Here is a 25,525-nt window from a genome sequence, read left to right as displayed (position 1 = left end):
TTGGGCTGAAAATGGGTGTTCTGACAAAAATACAAAAAGATAATCTCAGTATAAAATACGATCAGCGACTTTTATGATTTTACGATCTGCTCTATGTGAGAGGTCAACCGCTTACCTTGGCTGTTGAGGGGAATCTCGTCAACAATACGATATTTTCTTGGGATGGCGATCGGTTCTAACCATTTTCTCAACTCTGAACGCAGCATCAACCAGAATTTACCTTTACTCATGATGGCGAATTTCGCTTGGCCTTGATCTGATAATACCAAAACCGACGCTAAGATTAAGCGCTCAGGTTCTTCAAATGGAATCACCACGCACTCACTGATCCAAGGAAGTTGCTCTAGTCGTTTTTCGACTTCAACCAGTGATACTCGTTTTTCTTCTATCTTGATCACTCGATCGGTTCGGCCTTTCAATATGAATTGATTGCTCGAGACCATCTCGCACTCGTCGGCGGTTTGATACCAGTTGTTTTTATCGATGTACGGCGACAATAACTTAATGCAATTCTCACTGTTGAGACTAGCCTCAATGCAGTCAAAAAGCTGCCATGGTGTTTTCTCGCTCTCTTGCTGACGAAATGCGATCCCCCCGGTTTCAGTGCTACCAAAAATTTCGATAGGCAAATGTCCTAACAAGTCCAGAGCTTGGTGAGCCGATTCGGTTGGTAAAGGGCCTCCAGAAGAGAATATTGCAGCAAGCTGTGCGCTCTTGGTTTCGTGCTTTAATCGCTTGAGTAATGCTGGGCTGCTGATCAGCACGCTATTTTTATTGGCGTGAGACAGAATCTGTTCTGGGTACTCAAAGTTGTTTCGAGCAAATGGCACACCAGAGCATAGCGGCCATAAGATTCTAAACAGTAAACCATAGATGTGTTGATGCGAAACGGTGCTTTGGATTCGGTTTCCCTTGAGCAACTCGCCCCAGTTTTTGTGTAACTGAGCCGTTTCAATATCTAGGTGTTCTAACGTTTTATCTATCGCTTTTGGCGTGCCACTTGAGCCTGACGTAAACAGAGTTAATGGGACTGTTGCCAAATCAATGGTCGTAAGATTATCGGTTAGAGGCTTTTGTGCTTCGGTGTTCGATTCCAATAATGTTTGGATATTACGAACGTCATTCAGAGCAACTTCACCAATTGAGTCATCAACTAGCAGGCAATCAAACTGCTCACTTAACTCAGCAAGCGCACATGGCTGGTAGTTGCCCGGTAAGAGGATGTGTCTGTTGCTGACTGAACATGCCAAAAACGCCGCCGCAAATAGGTAGCTGTCTTGGGTGCAAATCGCGACTCGTTGAACAGGGGATGAAGATAAAAGGTCTACAATTTGCAATAAGTCGTCGTTAAATGTTTGCCACGTAATCTCGCTATTGCCGTCAAAGCAGACAATAGATTCAGGGGCTCTGTTCTGGCTAAGAAGCTCAGACAACGAGGTGTAAGATACGGTTTGGGTCATAACAATTTAACTCTGACGAATGCGCTGTCTTACTACCCACTCTCCTGCAAAAAGTAACCCGGCGAATAAATAGCTGAGTAAGCCATTGTATAGGGTCCAGATTTCAAGAGGTTGAAAGCAGGTGTAAAGCGCGATTGAGCCATTGATAACAAAGAACAGGCACCAAACTTTGGTGACTTTTCGTGTGTAATCAACGCCACTTTGCGGAAGTTCAGGCTCTTGGAGACGAGCAAGGCGCTCGACAATGGTTTGAGGTTGCCATAGGCTTGAAGCAAATACAGCCAACATACAAACGTTAACGATAACGGGATAATAGGTTAACCAACCATGTTGCTTGAACGTTAACCCTAATGCCAATAGAACAATTCCGGCACTTCCACTGATCCAAGCTAAGTGTTTTAACTCTTTGATTTTAGCCTGTCCGCCAGAAAAAATACGCACAGCAAAGATAGCGACCAGAACAATGCCAACGGTTTGTAGACCAAACTTGTTGAGCCCAAAGTAAACCGCTATTGGATAAGTGAAAAGTATGATTGCCGACAATAAAGTCAGCAGAGGACGCATTATGCGTCCTTCAATAGTTCAACCACAGATTCTACAACGTCATTAACGGTGCGTACTGCTTTGAACTCTTCAGGTTTGATCTTTTTACCCGTTACGTTTTGTAGATGAACGACTAAATCAACGGCATCGATGCTGTCTAGGTCAAGATCGAGATAAAGGTGTGCTTCAGGCGTGATATCTTCAGCATCAAGCTCAAACAGCTCAATCAGCGCATCTTTAACCTGGTTGTATACTTCTTGTTGGTTAACTTGTGTCATAAAGATCTGTCTAGTTGTTCGTTTGAGATGAGATGTAGTTAGCTAGGTTTTCAACCGAAGCAAAGTGCTGGCGAGTGTTTGAATCGTCGGCATCGATAACAATGTTGTATTTTTTCTTGATAGCAAGACCAAGCTCAAGGGCGTCAATAGAATCCAGTCCAAGTCCATCGCCAAAGAGTGGAGCTTCTGTTTCAATCTCATCAATGCTCATATCTTCAAGGTTAAGTGCGTCGATGATCAGTTGTTTTAATTCGTTGTGTAATGTTTCCAATTTGGCCTACTTAGTGCTTTATCTGAAAATGCTGCTGCAAGGGGGCGATTCTACATTATGCGCTGTATTTTCGAAATACCGATATCACCAGTTGCTTTATTGAAGAGCTAAATTCTTTATTCGGGAGGGAAAATATTTTGTGCAAGGTGATGATTAAGGCGCCTTGCTGCCGAAGTTAAGTTATTTGAATTTTCAATAAAGGGTGCGACGTCTATTTTACCTTTCACTGCGATATGAAAAAAGGGTTTCGTAGCAGGAACTTGATACCATTTTTTCTCTTTCGTTAAGAATGTCGGAGAAACCGTAATATGAATCACGCGTAAATCGGTTTGTGTTCGAGTGGCAATTTGTGCCGCACCACGTTGTAAGGATGGTTCAATTCCTGGGGTTGTACGAGTTCCTTCGGGAAAAACAAGCAGTACATTGCCACGTGAAAAACGTTCTTCACAGCGCTCTAAAAGATCATCAGGGGTTTGGTTCGGTATATAACCTGCCGCTTTAACGATCCTCTTCATAAAAGGGTTTTCCCATATTGCGGCCTTAACGAGGCAGTCACATTGAGGAAGTTGAGAGGCGATCAGCACGTAGTCAATCAAGCTTGGGTGATTGGCGACGATGATGCAGTTACGATCTTCACGGAGCAGTTCGGCGCCATCAATTCTGTAGTCAATTGCACCCGTGAACTTCATGATCTGGCAAAAGGCATTGAATGAGAAACGAATCAATCGCTGTGCTTTAAGCTCTCTTTCAATGGTATTGGGCGTTGTTATCGTAAAATAAGGCAAGATCAAGAAACTTAAGATTAAGCCCCCCAAACCAAAGATGGTAAAGCAAAGCCCTGTCGCGAATACTCGCCAATATTGATCGACCTTACTCATTCTTGAGTTCCAGTTTTCACGTTGTTGACCCACGACCAAGCTTGGTGCTTGCCTGCAATCGTCCAACGCTGTGTATCCAAAAGGATATGTTGTAGCGATTGTAGCCCTTGTGGTAACACGGAAGGTGCTTGGTTGGGTTCTATTGTTCTAGTAATAGAGTACTCATCGCCCGCAGTGAGAATTAAGCCTAACGCGTAATCTGCGTAGTTTTGTGTCTCATATTCCTGGTAGAGTTCTGGCAGAGGTTGGTCGAAATCGATGACTAAAACACGGTGCGATGGATGCTGGTGGAGGTAAAGGTACGCCTCAATCAATGCATTATGGAAGGTGTCTTGTCCGGCCGCTATTGAGGTCAGTGGAATTGGTGCTTTCACGGCAATCGTTGTGAGGCCAGCAGCCGTGTTGTGTACTGACTGCGAGAATGCCATTGGCGAGGCGTCATCACCTTCTAATATAGATTGAATTAAGATGGCGGTTCGGTGCAGTTCACCATGCCGACTGGCAAACACTAGGTAATCAATCGAGGTGTCTTTTAACAGAACCAATGCGGTTTGGACGGCAAGCTTGCTTTGTACACTCATTCGGCGGCGCATCATTGGCGGGATGGCTTTGAATTCAGTTGAGCCATTTTGTGGCCAATCTAAATTCGTGCTCCACGCTTGCCATTCGGCAACGGAATTGAGGCCAGTCGAATTTGCAGACCATTTCTCAATATTAAACGACATTAATTGGGATTGATTTGACATAGAGTATTGATTTGCTTTGGGTCTAACTAAATACTATGCGTGCTTATAAATAAACACAGGTAAGGAATATAAATGAAATTACTAAAAATAGCGGTTTCAATGTTATTCATATTCGTTCTTGCAGGGTGTGGACGTGTCCAACCTGTAATGAATGTTGAGGATACTCCAGTTGCACTGAATCTTCAAAGTAAACAGGTGAAATCCGCTATCTATGAATCGGCTGAAAACAGAGGTTGGTTGATTTCAGAAATAAAGCCTGGTTTGATTCGTGCGGAACTGTATGTTCGTTCACACCATGCTGTGATTGAAATTCCTTATACTGACAAGTTTTACTCTATTCTTTACGTTGAATCAGAGAATTTGAAGTACGACGATGGTGAAATACACCGAAATTACAACCGTTGGGTTAATAACTTAAACGTTGATATTAAACGCAAGCTTGCACAAATGGCAGCTGAGTAATCCTCTATTTATTAAAGTTAGGTTTTTCGTGTCGGAATATAAATTAGATCCATTCAATGCATTAGAAGCGAAAACAGAAGCGCAAAAATTGTCTTTCGCTCCCATTGTTTTTCATACCGCTCGCACACTTCGTGATTTAGGTATCTTGAAAGCGTTAGATGACGCTGGTACCGATGGGTTACCAGCAGAATCAATTTCTGAATTAACCTGTGTCTCTGAGTACGGTGTAAAAGTTCTGCTCGATATGGCGTTAAGTGCCCATATTGTTACTTGGGACAAACCTAACTATAAAATGGCTAACCTCGGTTTCTACCTGCTGCACGACGGCATGACCAACGCAAACATGGATTTCACAGCCGATGTTTGTTACGCCGCGATGATGCATCTAACTGAAGCGATTGAAGAAGGCACACCTGCGGGTTTGAAAGAGCTGGGTGACTGGGAAACCATTTACCAAGGCTTATCTCAATTGCCAGAAAAAGCAAAAGAGAGCTGGTTCAAGTTTGATCACTTCTATTCAGATCGTTCTTTCCCTGTTTTGCTTGAGAAAGTTTTCAGTAAGAAACCTAAATCGCTGGTGGATATCGGTGGCAACACGGGGAAGTGGGCAATGCAGTGCTGTAACCACGACGCAGATGTTGAGGTGACGATTGTCGATTTGCCACAGCAATTAGAAATGGCGATGGCAAATGCTACCCAACATGGCCATCAAAACAGAGTCACTCCGTTTCCAGCTAACATGCTCGACAAACAGCAAGTGCTGCCGACGGGGGCGGATGTGTGGTGGATGAGCCAGTTCCTTGATTGCTTCTCGCCAATGGAAATTCTAAGCATATTAAAGCGAGTTCGCTCTCATATGTCAGAAGAGGCGACGGTCTATATCCTTGAACTGTTTTGGGATGCACAGAAATACGATGCGGCTTCTTATAGCTTAAACGCGACTTCTCTTTATTTTACTTGCTTAGCCAACGGCAACAGCCGTTTTTACCGCAGTGAAGATTTCTTAGAGATCGTTGAAGAAGCTGGCTTTGAAGTGGTGACCCGTACCGATGATATCGGCCTCGGTCACACACTGCTTGAATTGAAAGCTGGCACGCAATAAAAATAACAAACATGGCTTAAATTAATGAAAAAACTGTCAACTCAAGTAGTGATCATCGGAGCTGGGCCATCAGGGTCAATTGCCGCGTCTTTGCTTCATAAAAAAGGCATCGATGTTCGAGTGATTGAAAAGAGCGTATTCCCGCGCTTTTCTATTGGTGAAAGCCTATTACCCGCTTGCATGGAAGTGATTGAACAGGCTGGGATGACTGATGCAGTAATCAACGCCAACTTCCAATACAAAGATGGCGCAGCCTTTCGTAAAAATGGCGTGTACACCGCGTTTAATTTTGAAGATAAGTTCTCGGCTGGGCCGGGAACCACGTTTCAGGTTCAGCGAGGTGCCTTTGATAAGGTGTTAACAGACACGGCTGAAGCGCAAGGTGTCGCTATTGATTACCAACATGAGTTGATGGGCATTAATTTCACCGACAACAGCACCATTTTAGAGGTTCAAGTAGTTGATGGAGAGCGCTATCAATTAGAAGCTCAATACGTGCTGGATGGCAGTGGCTTTGGCCGAGTACTACCGAAAATGCTTGATTTGGAAGAGCCGTCCTCGCTTCCACCTCGTAAAGCTATTTTCACGCACATTAACGATCATATTGCAGAGGCGGATACCGCTCTTGAATATGACCGAAATAAAATTTTGATCTCGGTGCACCCAACCAACCCTGACGTTTGGTATTGGTTGATCCCGTTTAGCAACGGAGTGTCTTCATTTGGTGTGGTAGGGGAGCCGAAGTTCTTTGAATCTTACCCAGAAGACAAGATTGCCGCGATTAAGCAGTTAGCAATGGAAGAGCCGGGTTTGGCTGAGATACTGGAAAATGCAGAGTATCCAAACCCTGCGGGCGAAATCGGTGGTTATTCTGCCAACGTAAAACACCTGGCGACGGATAAGTACGCGTTGCTTGGCAATGCTGGTGAGTTCCTTGATCCTGTATTTTCATCAGGCGTGACGATTGCGATGAAGTCGGCTCAGTTTGCGGTTGAGTGCGTGGAAAAGCAGCTCAATGGTGAGAAGGTTGATTGGGACCGTGATTATGCGGATCCGCTGATGGTTGGCGTAAACACCTTTAGAACGTATGTTGAAGGGTGGTACTCAGGTACCTTGCAGGATGTGATTTTCTATCAAGACCCCAACCCGAAGATTAAGCAAATGGTGTGTTCTATTTTGGCTGGTTACGCATGGGATCAAAGTAACCCCTATGTGAAAGAATCAAAACGCCGACTGACGACACTGTCGGAGATATGCCGAAGCTAGGTGGTCGATTTAGTGTGTGTCAGCATACTAAAGCGCCATGATGTGTAGCTATAAATAAAAACAGCCGCAATACGGCTGTTTTTATATCAAGGGTGTATTGAAAAAGTTGAACTCTAACCTTTCTCGTTATATCGACTTATCTCCCTGCATTGAGGTCAATTCTACTTTAAATCGATACTGTTAAGGCGCCCCATAAACTCGAGAATTTCCAAATTTTCTTTGTTCGCTTCTAGTAAGGCTTTTTTGGTCTTAGTGTAAGCGCCTAATCGACCGTGTTTACTGATCGAACACACAACACTCTTGTAAACGAGTTTTCCTTTTTGATCATACGTTCTCCAAGCCGCAATGTAGCACTCATCTTTTTTGTTTGGTTCATCTCGAGTTGGGCGAGGTTTGAAAATGATCTTTGGCTCAAGAGAGTGGGGGAGCCGAGTCATTAAATAAGGATCTTTGAGTAACCGACGCCAAAATTTCCCCCACATTGCGCTGCCGAGTTCGTTGCGAAGCTTAATGGCTTTTTTTAGGCCTTTTTTATCACCAATACGTATGTATCCAACCGAACGATGAAGCACGCTATCATCGGGCGTGTGTATATGGATCTTATACGCCGTTTTGGCTTTTGAGATAAAGCGGTGGCCAGTATTCGTAATGAGATTGCTTTTTTTCATAATTGTTTTTGCAATGGACTTATTATGCGTTGTTGTGCAGTAAATACTTTACCGAATGAAGCTGAAGTCTACTTCAATCATAGTTGCAAAAATCAGAGTAGTGTGAAGATTTTATAAGGAATAAAAATGCCTTAGCAGCATAACCTACTAAGGCATTGTTTTATATGGCGCTCTCTACAGGATTCGAACCTGTGACCTGCCCCTTAGGAGGGGGCTGCGCTATCCAGCTGTGCCAAGAGAGCATGTTCTATTGTGTGCAGTTCGTTAATTACCTACAGCATTTTATGCATGACGTCGCCAATTTGAATGCTGCCTGCCAAATCCGGTTGATCGATTTTTAACTCAGCTTCGTTTTCATACACGCGTGAAACGGTCAGTGTTATGTCACTTTGAGAGACTTTATTTCTCGGTAAGCCGTTTTGATCGATAAAGGATCCAGTGTGCCATAACTGCAGCTTATCGCCTTCTTGAACACCGTGAATTCGACCTAAATCGATGGTGACTTGATTACCAAAGCGAGCAACGACTTCGGGTAAGCTAATTTTACATGAAACTTCAGACTCAAGGTCTAGCATGATATTTCGACTCACACGAAGCATCATTTCACCGTAAGTAGATGCCCAGAAGCGAGCGCTTTTCGTGTCGATTTGGCTTGTCTTTGCAAATGGCCACTTAGCGACTTCTCGATAGTTGCGACTGTAGACTTCATGGCCTGTTTTACCATCAAATATTTGCATTTCTAAGGCGAATTGTCGATTAATCACATCGTCTCGAATCAGATTTTGTTCAATGGTAGCAGTCAGGTCAGTAATGACCCCACCAAGAATGTATTGAGCCCCCGTATCTTGAGCGATCATTTTTAAACGTTCTGGGTAGCGCTTGCTGATTTCATAGTCGGTGGTGCCTACAGAGACAAAACTCGACGATTCTTGATCGAGCTGGCGGTTGATGACGTGTGCGAAATCATCCCCAAGGCTGTAGATCTTCCCCATGACGGCTTGTTGAGGGGCGGCAAGATCAATGTTTCCGACTAAAAATGTCTTTTTATACTGGCTAACATGGCAACCTGTTGCCGATGGGTAGATATCAATACGTGCTCGAACAGACATTACGCCTTTGCGTACACGTTGTTGCTCTACGAGGACATAGCGCACTTCATGGTTGGTAAATTGATACTCTTTTTTATCACTCTCTAGGAATGGACGCAGGTTGCTGATACTACCTATATCTGCGCCTGAAAAGCTAACCGCCTTAAAAATGGCGTCTTCTAATGCATGGACTCTTGCCACCTCTTCAGAGGAGACAACGGTTGATACACCAGTCACTTCATACCAAGCAGCTTGAAGTGTTGATGCATAAGCTAATGAGTAAAGCATTGAAAATAAGAGTAAAATGTTTTTTTTCATTGTGATTCGCCATTTGGGTACAAATATTGCTTTTCATTTACTAGCTGATTTAGGTGTTGCCTTTCTTTTTCGTAGCAGAGTTAGAAAAGCAAGGAATGTTCCACATTGTGTTAATGATAAAATTCATTGAATAAAAAAGAGCAGTGGCATTCCAAAGCCTTATTATATCTGGAGATTAAGAAAATGAAAAAATGGTTAACGTTAGTGCCTGTGCTGTTTTTAACCGCCTGTGCCTTCGCCCCGATTTATAACGGTAAAGAACCGTATGCCGGGTCTCAGTTTATGCTGATGGAAAGCCCTCGCCATACGATGGATTTTTTCGTTGAAAGCTTGACTGAAGATTTGATTGTCTCAAATACCAGTGTATCAGCACGAACGCCAATCGCGGTGACCTCGTTTGTTGATTTGCAAAACATGGATGCCACTAACTGGCTCGGCAATTCAGTGTCTGAAGGGTTCATCCATCAGTTTCAGCGCAGAGGTTTTAAGGTTGTCGACTTTAAAACGACGGGAACTATTCAGGTGACTCAGCAAGGCGACTTCGCTTTTAGCCGAGATTGGAAAGATTTGGCGCAAGAGCAAGAAATTCAGTACATTTTGACGGGAACGATGTTACGTCAAGAAGGTGGCGTTTTAGTGAATGCTCGAGTAGTCGGCATGCAATCGAGAGTCGTTGTTGCGACTGCCCAAGGGTTTTTACCTGCGGATCGTATTGGTCGTGATTTGGATACGCTAAACTCTATGCGTACGGAAGATGGCGTATTGATTCGCTCTGATCCAACAATGACACAGCCTTATACTGTGATTTTACGTCCATAGGAGCTAATGATGAGTAAATGGATAGTACTATTGACGACGTTGATCATGGTGGGGTGTCAGCCTTTGGCAACAATGCGTGATAATCCATGGTTAACCGCTGTGGGCTACGCGAGTATTAGTGAGCAAAAAGGCATCAATGATGAAGAGAAGCAAGTTAGAGCGATGCGAGCATCAAAGATTGACGCTTATCGAGAACTTGCTGAGCAGGTATATGGGATGCGTGTGAGCGGTCGAGCGGATCTTAAAGATCAACGCTTAGGAACCGAGCGAACATCAGGAGCGGTCGATGGCGTTATTCGCGGTGCTGAAGTCGTAAGAAGCTATAAAGTCGGCGATAGCTATGTGACGGAACTAAGGCTTGATGTCGAAAAAATGGATCGCTTAAGAACGTACGGTGAAGTTCAGCAAGTGCCAGAAAAAAGGCAGCAAACATTGTTTTAGGTAGACTCAGTTTTAGGTAGACTCAGTTTTAGAGATCCTGAGCTTTAGAGAGACCGAGTTTTAGCTCCGCTGAATTGAACAAGCGTAACATCGAATCGATTTCATTTTCTCCAGAAATGAAGGTCACCGCTGAATGCGCTCTAGGTAATTAAGAACGGCAATATCTATTGTCGTTTTTTTGTATTTGATAGGTCGGTTTTTGGTGAGTGTTTCGATGGGAAAATTAGGCTTTTATATTCGTCCCTAAAGTAGACAGGGTATGAGTTTGCCCGCCAGCATTGTAGGTCATGCCGATTTTTCCATGGCTTTGCTGCATCATATTGTTCAGTTTGTTATAGCTAAGCTGGGCACGTTGTAGCGCTTCGCCATTCACCAGGTTTGCTTGTTGGCAGTCGTGTATTACGGAATTAATTTGGCTAACCATTTGTTTTAATGGCCCATCTTCTTCTGTAAGGCTAGAAACATCAGGATGGGTACCAATACGTTGATCGGTTTGTTGAAGTTGATTAATGAGCGTCACTTTTTCTTTGGCGAGGCGTTCGATATCACTAGAGACGCGTTGAGTTATCGCCACTTTCTCTTGCGAAAGTAACGCTGACAGTTCATGTGCATTTTTCAGTTGGAATTCTACCAAGCTTGCCAGTGCTGCCATATTCTACAATCTCTTACTGAATAATGATTATTGATGACTCATAGAGAGTGACGATTAAAAGCCTCCAAGTTCTTTTTCAAACTTGATCATATTATCGGCCAGTTTTTCTGAATCAACGGTATAAGAACCATTAGCGATGGCTTCTTTAATCGCAGAGACTTTTGCTGCGTCAAAACTTGTTTGAGTCGCCATTTGATTGTGCATTTCACCGATTTCTTTGCCTTGCTGGCTTAAAGAAACCGCATCTTGCTTCGATCCACCTGACTTTTCAGCCGATTGCGTCCTGCTTGATGCGTTAGATTCAGTACGATTAGCGCTGCGTGTTGATGAAGTCATCGTCTGCCCGCTTCGTATATTATCTATACCTGCCATATGTTAGCCTTTTTTAAAATTGAGAACCTGTACAGTCACTATCGACTATTGTCAGTATTACTTTAATCTTTTGCACGCTAAAAAGTGAAAAAATTTAACAGATAATCAAAATTGAACCGTGACTTGATTAATCCCAGTTACCCTTCCTTCAATTATACGGTTGGATTTACTATTTTTCACCCTAATCTGTTCACCAGCGACGCCATCGGATAAAGCGATCCCCTTGGTTGTGATCGCCATCCCTTCTTTGACCGCTCGGATTACGACGGTTTCATTTCTACAAACGACACAAATATCTTTGTCTTGAATAACACTGCCGACATTCAGGTTTCGTTTTACTTTTGCCCCTATCACCATATTTAGTGAGGAAAAACCTTGCCGACGAAAACGGTGTAGGTCTACCATACTAATAGTAACATCATTAGCGGAAATGATTTCTCCTCGGTTAAGAGGGGAGGATAGTGTCACTTGAGGGCCCAAAGTAGTGATTCTCACTGGTACATAGAGCCTCCAGTTGTCTTCTGAACACTCAATTAAGACAGTGATATTACTGGATTGATTGCTAAGTGAAGAAGATGACGCTAATAATGGGGCAGGGCAATCGGTGGCAAAAACCCGTGAATCAATATTAGCGGCCCTAGCTTGAAGCTGACCGCCAACAGGGTGCTCAACGTGATTTAATATATAGTTCTCAGCGCTTTGCTGAATGGCTTCAATCTGCTCGTTGGTGGCTGAATAGCTAAAAAAACTAAATAAAATTAATAAAAAGCCGATAGACTTGCAATAAAACTTATAGAAAGCTCTACACTTAGTTATGGTAACGAAATACCAATGTGATTTAGAATATATCATTCTGTTACTCTGGTTTTACATAGCCTACGGTAGACTAACACTTTTTGGATTAAAAGTTTGATATGGAGATGAGCTTATGACCGGTGTTCTTGATTCAGTGAATCAGCGTACTCAACTTGTCGGTCAAAACCGATTGGAACTACTGACGTTCAGATTAATGGGGCGTCAACGTTATGGTATTAACGTATTTAAAGTAAAAGAAGTACTTCAATGTCCTAAACTTACTTCAATGCCAAATCTAAACCCCTTAGTGAAGGGTGTTGCTCATATCCGTGGTCAAACCATTTCTGTCATCGATTTGAGCCTTGCGATTGGTGGTAGGCCAACAACCGATATTGATAAATGCTTTGTCGTTATTTCGGAGTTTAACCGAACGATTCAAGGATTCCTGGTGAGCTCTGTAGAGCGCATTATTAATATGCACTGGGAGTCAATTTTGCCCCCACCAGACGGTGCTGGTAAAGCCAACTACTTGACGGCTGTTACCAATATTGACAATGAACTGGTCGAGATCCTTGATGTAGAAAAAATCCTTGCAGAAATTGCGCCAGTTGACGAAAAAATGGATGAATCTATCGGGGCTGAAATAGCGCAAGCGGAAACCGAGAAAGAAATTGTTCGCCGGATCTTAATTGCTGATGACTCAACGGTTGCGCGTAAGCAGGTAGAAAGAGCAATTGTTTCTATAGGATTCGAAGCCATTGCCGTGAAAGACGGTAAAGAAGCGTACGATAAACTGGTTGAAATGGCAGCAGAGGGCAGTATTTACGATCAAATTTCTCTGGTCATTTCCGATATAGAAATGCCCGAAATGGATGGCTACACGCTCACGGCTGAAATTAGGCGTAATTCTGATTTGAAAGATCTGTACGTGATTTTACACTCGTCGTTAAGTGGTGTCTTTAATCAGGCGATGGTTGAACGAGTGGGTGCGAATGCATTTATCGCCAAATTTAACCCTGATGAACTGGGTAATGCGGTTAAAACTGCACTAACAAAATAAAAGAGATATAAATGACAGCGATAACAATAAGCGATCAAGAGTATCGTGATTTCAGCCGCTTCTTAGAATCCCAGTGTGGCATCGTATTAGGTGATAGCAAGCAGTACCTGGTAAGAAGCCGTCTTAGCCCTTTAGTCACTAAATTTAACGTTGGCTCATTATCCGATTTATTGCGTGATGTCGTCACAGGGCGAAATCGAGACTTACGGGTTGCCGCTGTCGATGCTATGACAACTAATGAAACATTATGGTTTCGAGACACCTACCCATTTGCGGTGCTAGCCGAAAAACTCTTACCAGAAGTCGCTGCCAATAAAAGGCCCATTAAAATTTGGTCTGCAGCCAGCTCATCAGGCCAAGAGCCGTATTCCATGGCGATGACTATTTTAGAAACTCAGCAACGTAAGCCAGGTATGTTGCCGAATGTTTCGATAACAGCAACGGATATTTCGGCAACCATGCTCGATATGTGCCGCGCTGGTGTTTACGATAATTTAGCACTCGGTCGAGGCTTGTCACCAGAACGACGTCGTACATTTTTTGAAGACGCTGGTGATGGACGCATGAAAGTGAAGGATAACGTGAAACGATTGGTTAACTTTCGCCCGCAAAATTTAATGGAAAGCTACGCGCTCATAGGCAAGTTCGATATTATATTTTGTCGTAACGTGCTGATTTATTTCTCTCCTGATATGAAGTCGCAGGTGCTCAACCAGATGGCAAACAGCTTAAACCCAGGAGGGTATCTGTTGCTGGGGGCTTCTGAATCATTAACTGGATTAACCGATCGTTTTGAAATGGTCCGTTGTAATCCTGGTATTATTTACAAGCTGAAGTAGCCAACAAAAAGATTGTTCTATCCTATCTAACTTCAGAAAGCTCAGTCATTGACTGGGCTTTTTCTCTTTCTGGTCAAGCGTTTTAGCTAAGCTTGCGGCACTGTTAGTCGTCGATTATAAGCCTAATGGTTGGGTACAAGCTTTGTGGTGAGTATAAGTCTAGTGGTGAGCATAAGTTTAGTCGCCTGGTGTGATGGTGCGCTATATTGTAACAGTGACAATTGAAATCTTTATTTGGCTAATTGATGCTGATACATATTAAACGGTCTATTAATTGCAATTATTAATTTCAGAAAAAGTACAGGTCTAAGTAAATTTTGTAGGTAGCTTAAAGTTGGTATGCAAATTGCTTTTATCTAGGTAGTAACAGTCAGTTCTTTGAGTTGAGGCAATTATGGCTATTTCTTTTGATAATGCTTTAGGTATTCACCAACACACCGTTGGCGTACGCGAGCGCAATGCTGAGGTGATTTCGACCAACATTGCACAGGCGAACACACCTGGATTTAAAGCAAAAGGAATGGATTTCAATAAAGCATTGCAGGCGGCAACGTCGGGGGCAAGTATTGGTCTTAGCCGTACAGATAGTCGGCATATCTCTGCCTCAACGAAGGTGACAGGGGAAAGCTTATACCGCATTCCAACCCAACCTGATACCGGTGATGGCAACACGGTAGATGTGGATTTAGAGCGTAATCTATTTATGCAAAATCAGATCAGACACCAAGCATCACTTGACTTCTTAGGAAGTAAATTCAAGAACTTAACCAAAGCCATTAAGGGGAGTAACTAGATGAGCTTATTTAATGTATTCAATGTGACTGGTTCTGCTATGAGCGCTGAATCTGTTCGTCTAAATACCACCTCTAGTAACCTAGCGAATGCGGACAGTATCTCTAGCTCAGCAAAAGATACGTATAAAGCACGTCACGCAGTGTTTGGGGCGGAGTTGAGTAAGGCACGTTATAACCGTGATCATAACGTACCCGTGAAAGTATTGGGCATCGTTGAAAGCGATAAACCGCTTAATGCGGAATATAACCCAGACCACCCATTAGCAAATGATGAAGGGTATATCTACAAACCTAACGTCAATGTTATGGAAGAAATGGCAAACATGATTTCTGCTTCTCGTGCGTACCAAACGAATGTTCAAGTTGCAGATTCAAGTAAACAAATGCTGCTGCGTACGCTGCAGATGGGTCAATAAGGATAAGGAGGTAGCGAATGGCTGGAATAAATAACGTTGGTCAAAGCGGCTTGTCCTATGTTGATCAGCTTAAATCTCTTCAAGAGCAGAAGAAGACTGAGGACACAACGGGTAAGCAGGATCTTAAACAAGAAGACTTCTTATCACTCCTCACGAAGCAGCTTGCTCAGCAAGACCCTTTTAAGCCGGTCAGTAACGACCAGATGATCGCGCAAATGGCATCATTTGCAACCGTTGATGGCATTGGGAAAATGAATTCTCAGTTCGAGAACTTAAACACTTCAATGACCTCTAACCAAGCCCTACAGGCATCGACATTAGTCGGTCGAGATGTACTCGTACCAGGAGCTGCAGGGGTGAAACAAGACGGTGCTGCTATGTCAGCAATGGTTAAGCTTCCTCAGTCTTTGGACAATCTATTTGTCCGTATTGAAGATGAAGCCGGACAATTGCTGCGTACGTTCGAAGTGGGTGCGAAACCTGCTGGAGACAGCAAAGTTGTATGGGACGGTAAAGACGAAAACGGTAATCCATTGCCGGCTGGCAAATACAAGGTGAAAGCCTCTGGGTTGTTGGATGGAGAAAGCAAAGAGTTTGAAGTATCGACTTATGCGAACGTGAATAGCGTACTTCTCGGTAAAGGTGATGGTAACGTACTGCTCAATCTAGCTGGCTTTGAATCGCCAGTTCGACTTGCTGAAGTACTAGAAGTTGGCAAAGCATAGCTCTTTATTGAGTAAATAGGCTAGCTAGATAGGAGATTTTAGAATGTCATATGTATCTTTAAGTGGGTTATCCGCTTCTCAATTAGATTTGAACACAACCAGTAATAACATTGCCAACGCAAACACGTTTGGTTTTAAAGAATCTCGTGCAGAGTTCGGTGATGTATATTCAACCTCGATATTTACGAACGCTAAAACCACACCTGGTAAAGGTGTTCAAGCGAATAAGGTTGCTCAGCAGTTCCATGAAGGGTCGAGTATTTATACCAATAACCCACTGGATTTACGTGTTTCTGGAACAGGTTTCTTTGCGGTTTCTAAAGACCGAATGATTCCGCAACAAAACGAGTTAACTCGTAATGGTGCGTTTCATTTAAATAAAGACAACTACATCGTTAATGCCAATGATCAGTACTTACTTGGCTATCAAGTGAATAAAGACACCGGTGATGTGCTTTCTTATGAGCCTGAGCCTCTTAATATTCCAGCTGAATTTGGTAAACCGAAACAAACCAGTGCCATTGAAGTGGGTGCTAACTTACCAGCAAATGGCGACCTTAAAGACCCTGCTTTATTTGATCACACCGATCCAGATACCTACAACCGAGCAACGTCAACAACGATTTATGACTCGATGGGGCAATCTTACAAGTTATCAACCTATTACTTGAAAGATATGACGCAGGCCAACACGTGGAATCAATACTACAGTGTGACGGATTCAGCAGGCGAGAAGATGATCAATGTTGCGGGTGGTGATGCAGCGTCGCCTACGGGGCATGTTGGACACACGATGAAGTTCAATAATGACGGTACACTGGCAAGCATGAACAGCGGAAACCCAATCTTGACAGACAGTTTTGAAACCGCAGGCCTTGACCTTAACGGTGCAGACGGTACTCAGGTGTTAGCTTTTGATTTGGATGCTGCGACACAGTTTGCAGCCCCATTCGAAATTACCAAAAGTAATCAAGATGGTGCGACTACTGGTTTCTTAACCAAAATTGACTTTGACGAATACGGTAGCGTTTTAGGGACTTATTCAAATGGTCAGAACGTGACTTTGGGTCGTGTTGGTATGGTTCGAGTTCCCAATGAACAGGGGCTGGATAAAAAAGGCGGCACTCAGTGGGATTCGACTCAGTTCTCTGGTGACAAAATCTGGGGTGAGTCAGGGAAAGGTTCATTTGGTTCTATCAATAATGGCTCTCTTGAGCAGTCGAATATTGATATGACTCAAGAACTGGTTGACTTGATTTCCGCGCAACGTAATTTCCAAGCTAACTCCCGTGCACTAGAAGTACATAGCCAATTGCAACAAAATATCCTACAGATTCGTTAATGATTGTATTTCTCTAATCATCTGTTATACCAAACCAGCGGCAAAGCTGGTTTGGTTTTGTTGCCAGTGTTAGGCAGCAATGATCCTACATCCCACTCAAAAACTTCCCCCAAAAAACCAATAAAACATAACTTGTTGATAAATAACGACTAAAGAATTGGCACGCCTATTGCTTAATACTAATGGAACATTGGTTATCGGAGCACATTATGGACCGCACTCTTTATCTCGCTATGAGCGGCGCTAAGCAAAATATGCAAGCGTTGCAGTTACGAGCAAACAACTTAGCAAACGTGAGTACGACAGGCTTTCGTGCTGATCTAGCACAAGCTCGTTCGATGCAAGCGTATGGTGAAGGGCTACCGACTCGTGTATTCAGTATGACCGAAAGACCAGGGCAAAACTTTGCCCAAGGCAGTGTTATTACCACTGGCCGTGATTTGGATGTGACCATTCAAGGTAATGGTTGGATCTCGGTGATGGATAGCACGGGTAAAGAAGGCTTAACCCGTAACGGTAATTTGAAAGTTGACCAAAATGGATTGCTAACTAATGCTTCCGGTCACCTTGTTCTTGGAGAAACGGGAGCACCGATAACGCTACCTATTCCTATCAGTAAAGTTGAGATCGGCAACGACGGTACCATCTCTGTGGTTCCTCAAGGGGCTCCGGCGGATGCGATGGAAATTGTGGATCGAATTAAACTCACTCAAACCGATAACCGTTCTCTATTTAAAGATATTAATGGTCTTTTTCGATCGAAAGAGCCTAATGCGGCATACGAAGCGGATGCCAATGTGAAACTGCTCACAGGCGCTGTTGAAGGCAGTAACGTCAATGCTGTCGGTGAAATGACAAGCCTAATTGACTTACAAAGACAGTTTGAAATGCAAGTTAAAATGATGAGCACAGCGGAAGAAATGGACAAAGCGTCCGATTCACTGCTTCGTATGAGCTAATAAGAATTTAAGGAGACGATTATGCATCCGGCATTGTGGGTAAGTAAAACGGGTTTAGATGCCCAGCAGACGAACATTTCGACGATTTCGAACAACCTTGCCAACGCATCGACCGTTGGTTACAAGAAAAGTCGCGCGGTGTTTGAAGACCTGTTCTATCAAAACATCAACCAGCCAGGCGGTCAGTCTTCGCAAAATACCGAGCTACCGAGTGGTTTAATGCTGGGTGCAGGTTCAAAAGTTGTCGCGACACAAAAAGTTCATACACAGGGCAATACGCAAACGACCACCAATAGCTTAGATATGATGGTTGAAGGCGATGGCTTTTTCCAAATATTGATGCCAGACGGCAATATCGGCTATACCCGAAATGGCCAGTTTACCGTGAACGACGAAGGGGCCATTGTTACCTCAGGCGCAGGATATTCACTGGAGCCCGAAATCATTATTCCTGATGACGCTATCAGCATCACGGTCGGTACCGATGGCGAAGTGTCGGTCAATATCCGTGGACAGCAGGACAATCAAGTTCTAGGGCAAATTACCACGGTCGATTTTATTAACCCAGGTGGTCTTGAGCCTATCGGTCAGAACCTTTACCTCCCAACCGGTGCAAGCGGTGATCCTCAAGAGGGTGTCCCTGGTCTAGATGGCTTTGGTTCAGTAAGACAATCCATGCTTGAAACATCAAACGTGAATGTTACTGAGGAGCTTGTGAATATGATCGAAGCCCAACGTGTCTATGAGATGAACTCAAAAGTTATCTCTGCCGTCGACAAAATGATGAGCTTTGTTAACCAACAGCTCTAAGTTGAGATTATAAGTTCATGAACATCGTTTCATGATGACTAGTTTAATAACGAGGTTATTCGTATGAACCGCATTCTATTTGTTCTTACTATTTTGATGATGAGTGGCTGTACAATGCTAGAGTCACCGATTGAAACAACGGACGTTGTTCAAGGGACAACGACCATTGATGCGGTTGAAGGTGACCAGGCAGCTGAAGAAAGCTCGGGGTTGGTGGATACGCTACGTGGCAGAAATGATCCTCTAGCGGGCGATCCTGCTTGGGCGCCTATTCACCCAAAACAACCGCCAGAGCATTATGCGGCAGAAACGGGTTCCCTGTTTAATCTGAATACGGTGAGCAGTTTGTATGACGATTCAAAACCTCGTGGTATTGGTGACATTATTACGGTCAACCTAGACGAAAGCACCAAAGCGGCGAAAAGTGCTGATGCGGATTTAGCTAAGAACAATGACGCCAGCATGGACCCGCTTGAAGTCGGTGGGCAACCGCTCAACATTGGCGACTACGATTTCTCATATAGCCTCAGTAATGACAATAAATTCAGTGGCAGCGCAGCCGCGAATCAAAGTAACAGCATCTCAGGATCCATTACAGTCGAAGTCATTGAAGTACTAGCCAATGGTAACCTCATTATCCGCGGTGAAAAGTGGTTAACACTCAACACGGGTGACGAGTATATTCGACTCAGTGGCACGATACGTCCAGACGATATTGACTTCGATAACACCATAGCTTCCAATCGAATTTCGAATGCCCGTATTCAGTATTCTGGTACTGGAACCAATCAAGATATGCAAGAACCTGGATTCTTGGCACGATTCTTTAATGTCTCTTTGTAGCTTTAACCAAAAAGTCTCATTATTGACGAAGTATTTAATCGTTGATTAAGTATCTATGAAGTTTAAGGGTTACCAAATGAAGAATTTTTTTCTATTACTTATCGGCATGATGTTCGTTGTGACGAGCGTGCAGGCAGCGCGAATCAAAGATGTATCACAAATTGCGGGAGTACGTAGCAACCAATTAGTGGGCTACGGTTTGGTGACAGGTCTTCCTGGTACAGGTGAATCAACGCCTTTTACCGATCAAAGCTTTAATGCGATGTTGCAAAACTTTGGCATTCAATTGCCGCCTGGCACAAAGCCAAAGACTAAAAATGTTGCCGCAGTTATTGTCACAGCTGAGATGCCTGCTTTTACAAAACAAGGGCAAACTGTCGATGTCACGGTCTCTTCCATTGGATCGGCAAAGAGTTTACGTGGTGGCACTTTGATGCAGACTTTTTTGAAAGGTCTTGATGGTCAAGTTTATGCCGTTGCTCAAGGTAATTTAGTGGTGAGTGGTTTTAGTGCAAGCGGCGCTGACGGCTCAAAAATTGTCGGTAACAACCCAACTGCAGGTATGATTTCTAGCGGTGCGATCGTTGAACGTGAAGTCCCGACGCCGTTTAGTCGTGGCGATTTCATTACATTTAACCTTCTAGAATCAGACTTTACTACGGCACAACGTATGGCTGATGCGGTGAATAATTTTCTTGGGCCTCAAATGGCTTCAGCCATCGATGCTACATCTGTTCGAGTGAGAGCGCCAAGAGACGTGAGCCAGCGTGTTGCATTCCTATCTGCTGTCGAAAACATCGAGTTTAACCCGGCAGATGGCTCCGCAAAAATTATCGTTAACTCTCGTACCGGTACTATCGTTGTGGGTAAACATGTCAGGCTAAAACCCGCTGCGGTGACCCATGGCGGTATGACCGTCGCGATCAAAGAGAACCTAAATGTCAGCCAACCGAATGCGTTCGGCGGTGGCGAGACGGTTGTTGTTCCGGATACTGATATTGAGGTGACGGAAGAACAGGGCAAAATGTTCAAGTTTGAACCAGGATTAACATTGGATGATTTGGTTCGAGCGGTGAATGAAGTTGGTGCTGCGCCTTCCGATTTGATGGCTATTTTGCAAGCACTCAAGCAAGCTGGTGCGATTGAAGGTCAATTGATCATTATTTAAGGACTGAGCATGATAAATAATGGAAACGACATTGGATTCATTCATGATATTGCTGGCCTAGATAAGCTACGTCAAAAAGCGGTAGGTGGCGATGAAGCCGATGATAAAGCCGCGCTAGCCGCAGCAGCCAAACAGTTTGAAGCGATTTTTACGTCTATGCTGTTTAAGTCGATGAGAGATGCTAATGCGAACTTTGAATCTGGAATGATGGATAGCCAGAATCAACAATTTTATCGCCAGATGCTGGATGACCAGATGTCGAGCGAGCTGAGTTCATCCGGCTCGCTAGGATTGGCCGATATGATTGTCGCACAGTTGAGTACCGGCTCCATAGAAAACCAAAACGCTGCCGCTCAAAGTGATAACTTTGAAGAAATAATGGATAAAGTGCAGCGAAATCGTGAATGGCAAGAAGCGGTACCACTTGCCGACGTAGCAGCAACTCAAAAAGCTCAACCGACCTCGTTTGATTCACCGGAAAGTTTCATTAAGTCCATGCAGCCTTATGCTAACCAAGCGGCTAAAGCGTTGGGTGTTGATTCTTCTCTATTGCTTGCTCAGGCGGCATTAGAAACCGGTTGGGGGCAAAAAGTCGTACAAAACTCTCGTGGCAGCAGTAATAATTTGTTCAATATTAAAGCAGATAGAAGCTGGCAAGGCGATAAAGTGGCTACCCAAACGTTGGAATACCACGACAATGTTCCAGTGAAAGAGCAAGCCGCTTTCCGTTCTTATGATAGCTACCAAGACAGTTTTAACGACTACGTACGCTTTTTAAATCAAAATCCTCGTTACAGTACGGCACTGCAACAAACGGGCAGTTCGGAAGAATTTATCCACGGCATTCATAAAGCTGGTTATGCCACCGATCCTGAATACGCGAACAAAATCTTGCGAGTAAAACAGCGCATCGATCAGATGTAATCATCGATTGATTACAATTAAAACAAAGGCTTGCATTCAGTAAGCCTTTTTCTTTTCTACTTTATATCTTCTTTTATTTACTGGCATACATATTGCAATAATCTAAGTAACGGATCGGTGATAGCCGGTCTTTCTTAAGATTTTTGGGGGTCGTATGTCGTCGGATCTTCTGAATGTGGGTACACAAAGTGTTCTTACTGCTCAGAGACAACTCAATACCACTGGGCATAATATTTCAAATGCCAATACAGACGGTTATAGCCGACAGTCTATTATCCAGGGAACCAACGCGCCTAGACAATATGGCGGTCAAACTTACGGAATGGGCGTCCATGTGGAAAATGTTCGCCGCTCTTGGGATAAGTTTGCCGTTAATGAGCTGAATATTGCGACAACCAGTCAGGCTTTTAAAGCGGATGCTGAAGAAAACCTAGATATGCTTTCAAGCATGCTTTCTTCCATCGCATCGAAAAAAATACCCGAGAATTTGAACGAATGGTTTGATGCCGTGAAAACGATGGCTGATAGCCCCAATGATACGGGGTCGCGCAAAGTAGTGTTAGAAAAAGCCGGGCTCATCAGCAATAACCTCAACGATTTTCATGAGACGATCCGTTTGCAATCGGATGTGACCAACAAAAAACTCGATCTCGGTATCGAACGCATTAACCAACTGGCATTAGAGATTCGTGATACTCAACGTTTGATGATGCGCACGCCCGCTCCACATAATGATTTGATGGACCAACACGAACGATTGGTTTCAGAGTTATCGGAATACACCAAGGTGACCGTGACAGAACGCAAAGGTGGGGAAGGCTTTAATGTCCATATAGGCAATGGGCATACCCTTGTTTCTGGCACGGAAGCAAGTCAATTAAAAATGATCGATGGCTATCCAGATGTTCATCAGCGTCGACTGGCTATCGTTGAAGGTAAAGGCGTTAAAGCGATTACGACGAAAGACATTGATGGAAAAATTGGTGCGTTGCTGGAAAATAGAGATAAGCATATACCTTATCTGATGGACGAACTTGGCCGTATGTCGGCATCGTTTTCTTTTGAAGTGAATAAACTTCAATCTCAAGGTTTGGATCTACGAGGCAACGTGGGTGGGTTGATCTTTTCCGATGTTAATGAAGAGCGAATCGCAAAATCTAGGGTGGTTCAACCCTCTGACTCCAATGCAGATTTAGCGGTCTTCATTGAAGATACCAGCAAGCTAAAAGGGGGAGAGTACTCTCTCCAGTATAATGGTAGTGATTACACCATGACGTCTACGTCTGGTGATCGGCAGAAAGTCGATCTCGTTGGAAACGCTATTCAAATTGACGGGTTGAGAATCGAAGTCCGCCAAGGTTTAGCGGTAGGAGAGAGAATACTCATTCGGCCAACACGTAATGCGGCAGCAGAGATTCAGATGGCAACCAATGACCCATCGGTTATTGCCGCTCAGAGTTTTAAAGCGTCAACCTCATTCGCTCAAGGCAATGCGCAGTTTAAGATCTTGCAAGCTGGCGATGTTAAAGAATTCGAAGTCGTCATTTCACCGACGGGTGACCAGTTTGCAGTGACTGACCCTAAAGGCAATATCCTTTTAGATCCACAGGATTACCCACCATTAGGTCCAGTCAATGTTTTAGGCACTATGTTCAGCTTAAGCCCAGGCGCGTTTGCGAACGATAAGTTCACGGCAAACCTTAACCCCTCTGAAGGTGCAAACGGCAATCTGCTTAAAATGCAGAATATTCAAACTAACAAAAGCCTGAATGATGGCGAGTCAACAGTGTTGGATATCTATCACAACTTGAATACCGATGTTGGCTTGAAAATGTCTACAGCATCGAGACTTGCTGAAGTTGCGCAGTTAGAAAAGCAAGCAGCACAAGAGCGCATTGCTTCTATTTCAGGGGTGAACCTAGATGAAGAAGCGGCCAACATGATGAAGTTCCAACAAGCTTATATGGCATCTTCACGAATCATGCAAGCTGCGAACGACACATTCAATACCATTTTGGCACTGAGATAGGAGGCGGCTAAATGTTAAATCGAATTTCAAGTTTCCATAACTATCAGTCGGTACAAAATGATCTGCGCCGTCAAGAAACAAAAATTCACCATAACCAAGCCCAGCTAGCCTCGGGAAAGAAGTTATTAAATGCAAGCGATAACCCGCTTGCCACTCACTATATCCAAAACGTGAGTCAACAGTCGGAACAATTAAGGCAGTATGTCGATGCAATTGTTCTTTCTCGTAATCGCCTAGAACATCACGAAGTGATCATTTCCAATACGGAAAGTTTTGCAGATGAAGCTAAACGAACGGTAATGGAAATGATCAATGGATCGCTGTCGGCAGAAGATCGCGTCGCTAAAAAGCGAGAACTTCAGGAAATCGCAAATAACTTCTTGAACCTAGCCAATGTTCAGGATGAATCGGGTAACTACATTTTTGCAGGGACCAAGCCGAAAAATCAGCCGTTCTATCGAGATAATGATGGATCCGTGACGTATGCCGGTGATGACTACCAACGAAAAATGAAAGTGTCTAACACGTTAGAGATGCCGATTAATGATCCTGGCAGCAAATTGTTTATGGAAATAGACAATCCGTTTGGTGACTACGAGCCTGAATATCAACTGAACGATGCCTCTGAGTTGTTGCTTGAAAGAGCGGTCAATACTGACCCTAGCGATACATCGAGCTACAAAGTGACCTTTGTTGACATGAGCAATGGCAAATTTGGGTATCAGCTAGAAAAAGATGGCAGTGTAGTAAAAGCCGATGAGTTTGATCCGCGAACGGGGATCGAATACGAAGGACTGACGGTTCAGGTAAAAGGTCAAATTAGCAAAAGTGATGTTATTACACTTGAGCCAAGAAAAACCTATTCAATATTTGAGACATTCCAAAAAGCGATGGATCTCTCTGATAATTCGGTTTCAGACACCAACAGTACCGCGAAATTGCACCAGGTTACGGAAGAGTTTCACACTGCTTTTATTCATTTAACTAAAGCACGTACAGATGTTGGTGCACGGTTGGGTACGCTCGATATTCAAGAGCAACAACATGAAGACTTTAAACTGACTCTGGCTAAATCCAAGAGCAACTTTGAAGACCTTGATTACGCAGAAGCGGTGATTGAGTTCAATGAGAACTCTCGCGCACTGCAAGCTTCTCAGCAAGCATTTGGGAAAACGAAAGACTTAACTTTATTCAATTACATCTAATTATTGAATGCCTTACGTGCTATGCCGTATGTGCAATTAGGTGGATTGAGCGCTGCTTTAAAGTACCAATTAATAAGCGGCAAAATGAGCGGCAATAATCGCTCAAATTAGCATCGTTATGATTTTTGACCGGGTAGGGAAAGACCGAAATAAATTTGTAACTAATTAATAATGAATGCTTTTTATTTAAAACTTCAACTGATTAAAAAGTTGGCACATTACTTGTATTAATGTAGTGAGAGCGAAAACAAT

29 protein-coding genes and 1 tRNA gene are annotated in these 25,525 nt (G+C 43.6%); 18 read left to right on the top strand and 12 right to left on the bottom strand.

Translation table 11 applies throughout. The features are described from left to right. Positions 1–71 precede the first annotated feature (71 nt). The 6 genes from QF117_RS17055 to QF117_RS17030 form a co-directional block, all read right to left on the bottom strand. Positions 72–1,460 (bottom strand): AMP-binding protein, encoded by a 1,389-nt coding sequence (locus QF117_RS17055; RefSeq protein WP_282387111.1) that lies wholly within the window; start codon positions 1,458–1,460, stop codon positions 72–74. A 6-nt stretch (positions 1,461–1,466) separates the two neighbouring features. Beyond that, complete coding sequence (locus QF117_RS17050; protein WP_282387110.1) at positions 1,467–2,024, bottom strand: septation protein IspZ; 558 nt, start codon at positions 2,022–2,024, stop codon at positions 1,467–1,469. Further along, positions 2,024–2,281 (bottom strand): acyl carrier protein, encoded by a 258-nt coding sequence (locus tag QF117_RS17045; protein ID WP_102445121.1) that lies wholly within the window; start codon positions 2,279–2,281, stop codon positions 2,024–2,026. The genes QF117_RS17050 and QF117_RS17045 overlap by 1 nt, the downstream gene beginning before the upstream one ends. 10 nt (positions 2,282–2,291) lie before the next feature. After that, positions 2,292–2,552, bottom strand: a complete 261-nt coding sequence (locus QF117_RS17040) for a phosphopantetheine-binding protein (protein WP_004736154.1) — start codon at positions 2,550–2,552, stop codon at positions 2,292–2,294. Positions 2,553–2,668: 116 nt separating this feature from the next. Next, a complete protein-coding gene (locus tag QF117_RS17035; RefSeq protein ID WP_282387004.1) occupies positions 2,669–3,430 on the bottom strand; it encodes a lysophospholipid acyltransferase family protein in 762 nt (253 codons plus the stop codon). Next, a complete protein-coding gene (locus QF117_RS17030) occupies positions 3,427–4,155 on the bottom strand; it encodes a beta-ketoacyl synthase chain length factor (RefSeq protein WP_282389509.1) in 729 nt (242 codons plus the stop codon). The genes QF117_RS17035 and QF117_RS17030 overlap by 4 nt, the downstream gene beginning before the upstream one ends. 93 nt (positions 4,156–4,248) lie before the next feature. Here QF117_RS17030 and QF117_RS17025 point away from each other — a divergent pair, with 93 nt between their 5' ends. The 3 genes from QF117_RS17025 to QF117_RS17015 are packed head-to-tail and all read left to right on the top strand — an operon-like array spanning position 4,249 to position 7,006. After that, positions 4,249–4,638, top strand: coding sequence for a hypothetical protein (locus tag QF117_RS17025; protein WP_282387002.1), 390 nt, complete (start codon positions 4,249–4,251; stop codon positions 4,636–4,638). A 28-nt stretch (positions 4,639–4,666) separates the two neighbouring features. Then, positions 4,667–5,740, top strand: coding sequence for a methyltransferase (locus QF117_RS17020; protein WP_282387000.1), 1,074 nt, complete (start codon positions 4,667–4,669; stop codon positions 5,738–5,740). Positions 5,741–5,764: 24 nt separating this feature from the next. Further along, complete coding sequence (locus QF117_RS17015; protein ID WP_282386998.1) at positions 5,765–7,006, top strand: NAD(P)/FAD-dependent oxidoreductase; 1,242 nt, start codon at positions 5,765–5,767, stop codon at positions 7,004–7,006. 161 nt (positions 7,007–7,167) lie between these two features. On the opposite strand, the gene QF117_RS17010 is transcribed toward QF117_RS17015, so the two are convergent. The 3 genes from QF117_RS17010 to QF117_RS17000 all read right to left on the bottom strand — a co-directional run bounded on the left by QF117_RS17010 (position 7,168) and on the right by QF117_RS17000 (position 9,080). Then, a complete protein-coding gene (locus QF117_RS17010; protein WP_017035109.1) occupies positions 7,168–7,674 on the bottom strand; it encodes a hypothetical protein in 507 nt (168 codons plus the stop codon). 165 nt (positions 7,675–7,839) lie between these two features. After that, positions 7,840–7,916 (bottom strand) — tRNA-Arg (locus QF117_RS17005). 30 nt (positions 7,917–7,946) lie between these two features. Then, positions 7,947–9,080 (bottom strand): flagellar assembly protein FlgT, encoded by a 1,134-nt coding sequence (locus tag QF117_RS17000; protein ID WP_282386997.1) that lies wholly within the window; start codon positions 9,078–9,080, stop codon positions 7,947–7,949. Between the two features lie 183 nt (positions 9,081–9,263). On the opposite strand from QF117_RS17000, the gene QF117_RS16995 reads away from it, so the two are divergent. Both QF117_RS16995 and flgP read left to right on the top strand, forming a co-directional pair. Continuing rightward, positions 9,264–9,899, top strand: coding sequence for a FlgO family outer membrane protein (locus QF117_RS16995; RefSeq protein WP_282386996.1), 636 nt, complete (start codon positions 9,264–9,266; stop codon positions 9,897–9,899). Positions 9,900–9,908: 9 nt separating this feature from the next. Further along, positions 9,909–10,340, top strand: coding sequence for a flagellar assembly lipoprotein FlgP (flgP, locus tag QF117_RS16990; RefSeq protein WP_282389508.1), 432 nt, complete (start codon positions 9,909–9,911; stop codon positions 10,338–10,340). 223 nt (positions 10,341–10,563) lie between these two features. Here flgP and flgN read toward each other — a convergent pair whose 3' ends face one another. From flgN to flgA, 3 genes are all read right to left on the bottom strand, one after another. Beyond that, positions 10,564–10,992 carry a flagellar export chaperone FlgN gene (flgN, locus tag QF117_RS16985; protein ID WP_282386995.1) on the bottom strand — a complete coding sequence of 143 codons (429 nt, stop codon included), beginning with the start codon at positions 10,990–10,992 and terminating at the stop codon, positions 10,564–10,566. A gap of 54 nt (positions 10,993–11,046) precedes the next feature. Continuing rightward, a complete protein-coding gene (flgM, locus tag QF117_RS16980; protein WP_282386994.1) occupies positions 11,047–11,364 on the bottom strand; it encodes a flagellar biosynthesis anti-sigma factor FlgM in 318 nt (105 codons plus the stop codon). 105 nt (positions 11,365–11,469) lie between these two features. Next, a complete protein-coding gene (gene flgA, locus QF117_RS16975) occupies positions 11,470–12,216 on the bottom strand; it encodes a flagellar basal body P-ring formation chaperone FlgA (protein ID WP_282386993.1) in 747 nt (248 codons plus the stop codon). A 76-nt stretch (positions 12,217–12,292) separates the two neighbouring features. Here flgA and QF117_RS16970 point away from each other — a divergent pair, with 76 nt between their 5' ends. The 13 genes from QF117_RS16970 (at position 12,293) to flgL (ending at position 25,273) form a co-directional block, all read left to right on the top strand. Continuing rightward, the gene (locus tag QF117_RS16970) at positions 12,293–13,219 is read left to right on the top strand and encodes a chemotaxis protein CheV (RefSeq protein ID WP_017038049.1); all 927 of its coding nucleotides are present in this window, start codon (positions 12,293–12,295) and stop codon (positions 13,217–13,219) included. An 11-nt stretch (positions 13,220–13,230) separates the two neighbouring features. After that, positions 13,231–14,058 (top strand): protein-glutamate O-methyltransferase, encoded by an 828-nt coding sequence (locus QF117_RS16965; protein WP_282386991.1) that lies wholly within the window; start codon positions 13,231–13,233, stop codon positions 14,056–14,058. A 394-nt stretch (positions 14,059–14,452) separates the two neighbouring features. Continuing rightward, positions 14,453–14,851: a flagellar basal body rod protein FlgB gene (gene flgB, locus QF117_RS16960; protein ID WP_017035118.1), complete on the top strand. Its 399-nt coding sequence runs from the start codon at positions 14,453–14,455 to the stop codon at positions 14,849–14,851. Beyond that, positions 14,852–15,268: a flagellar basal body rod protein FlgC gene (gene flgC / locus QF117_RS16955; RefSeq protein WP_282386988.1), complete on the top strand. Its 417-nt coding sequence runs from the start codon at positions 14,852–14,854 to the stop codon at positions 15,266–15,268. It abuts the gene before it with no gap. Positions 15,269–15,285: 17 nt separating this feature from the next. After that, the gene (flgD, locus tag QF117_RS16950) at positions 15,286–15,993 is read left to right on the top strand and encodes a flagellar hook assembly protein FlgD (RefSeq protein ID WP_017035120.1); all 708 of its coding nucleotides are present in this window, start codon (positions 15,286–15,288) and stop codon (positions 15,991–15,993) included. Positions 15,994–16,036: 43 nt separating this feature from the next. After that, entirely contained in the window at positions 16,037–17,335 is a 1,299-nt protein-coding gene (gene flgE / locus QF117_RS16945; RefSeq protein ID WP_017035121.1) for a flagellar hook protein FlgE, read from the top strand. A gap of 209 nt (positions 17,336–17,544) precedes the next feature. Next, positions 17,545–18,294 (top strand): flagellar basal body rod protein FlgF, encoded by a 750-nt coding sequence (locus QF117_RS16940; protein ID WP_017035122.1) that lies wholly within the window; start codon positions 17,545–17,547, stop codon positions 18,292–18,294. A gap of 21 nt (positions 18,295–18,315) precedes the next feature. Then, positions 18,316–19,104, top strand: coding sequence for a flagellar basal-body rod protein FlgG (flgG, locus tag QF117_RS16935; RefSeq protein WP_017035123.1), 789 nt, complete (start codon positions 18,316–18,318; stop codon positions 19,102–19,104). A 63-nt stretch (positions 19,105–19,167) separates the two neighbouring features. Then, positions 19,168–19,947, top strand: a complete 780-nt coding sequence (flgH, locus tag QF117_RS16930; protein ID WP_282386983.1) for a flagellar basal body L-ring protein FlgH — start codon at positions 19,168–19,170, stop codon at positions 19,945–19,947. A gap of 76 nt (positions 19,948–20,023) precedes the next feature. Continuing rightward, a complete protein-coding gene (locus QF117_RS16925; RefSeq protein ID WP_017035125.1) occupies positions 20,024–21,115 on the top strand; it encodes a flagellar basal body P-ring protein FlgI in 1,092 nt (363 codons plus the stop codon). Positions 21,116–21,124: 9 nt separating this feature from the next. After that, positions 21,125–22,039: a flagellar assembly peptidoglycan hydrolase FlgJ gene (gene flgJ, locus QF117_RS16920; RefSeq protein WP_282386982.1), complete on the top strand. Its 915-nt coding sequence runs from the start codon at positions 21,125–21,127 to the stop codon at positions 22,037–22,039. 154 nt (positions 22,040–22,193) lie between these two features. Further along, positions 22,194–24,068 carry a flagellar hook-associated protein FlgK gene (gene flgK, locus QF117_RS16915; RefSeq protein WP_282386981.1) on the top strand — a complete coding sequence of 625 codons (1,875 nt, stop codon included), beginning with the start codon at positions 22,194–22,196 and terminating at the stop codon, positions 24,066–24,068. An 11-nt stretch (positions 24,069–24,079) separates the two neighbouring features. Beyond that, entirely contained in the window at positions 24,080–25,273 is a 1,194-nt protein-coding gene (gene flgL / locus QF117_RS16910; RefSeq protein WP_282386980.1) for a flagellar hook-associated protein FlgL, read from the top strand. The last annotated feature ends 252 nt before the right edge of the window (positions 25,274–25,525 follow it).

It is taken from the genome of Vibrio sp. YMD68, assembly GCF_029958905.1.
Taxonomy (GTDB): Bacteria; Pseudomonadota; Gammaproteobacteria; order Enterobacterales; family Vibrionaceae; genus Vibrio.
This window is presented reverse-complemented; position numbering and strand designations above follow the sequence as displayed.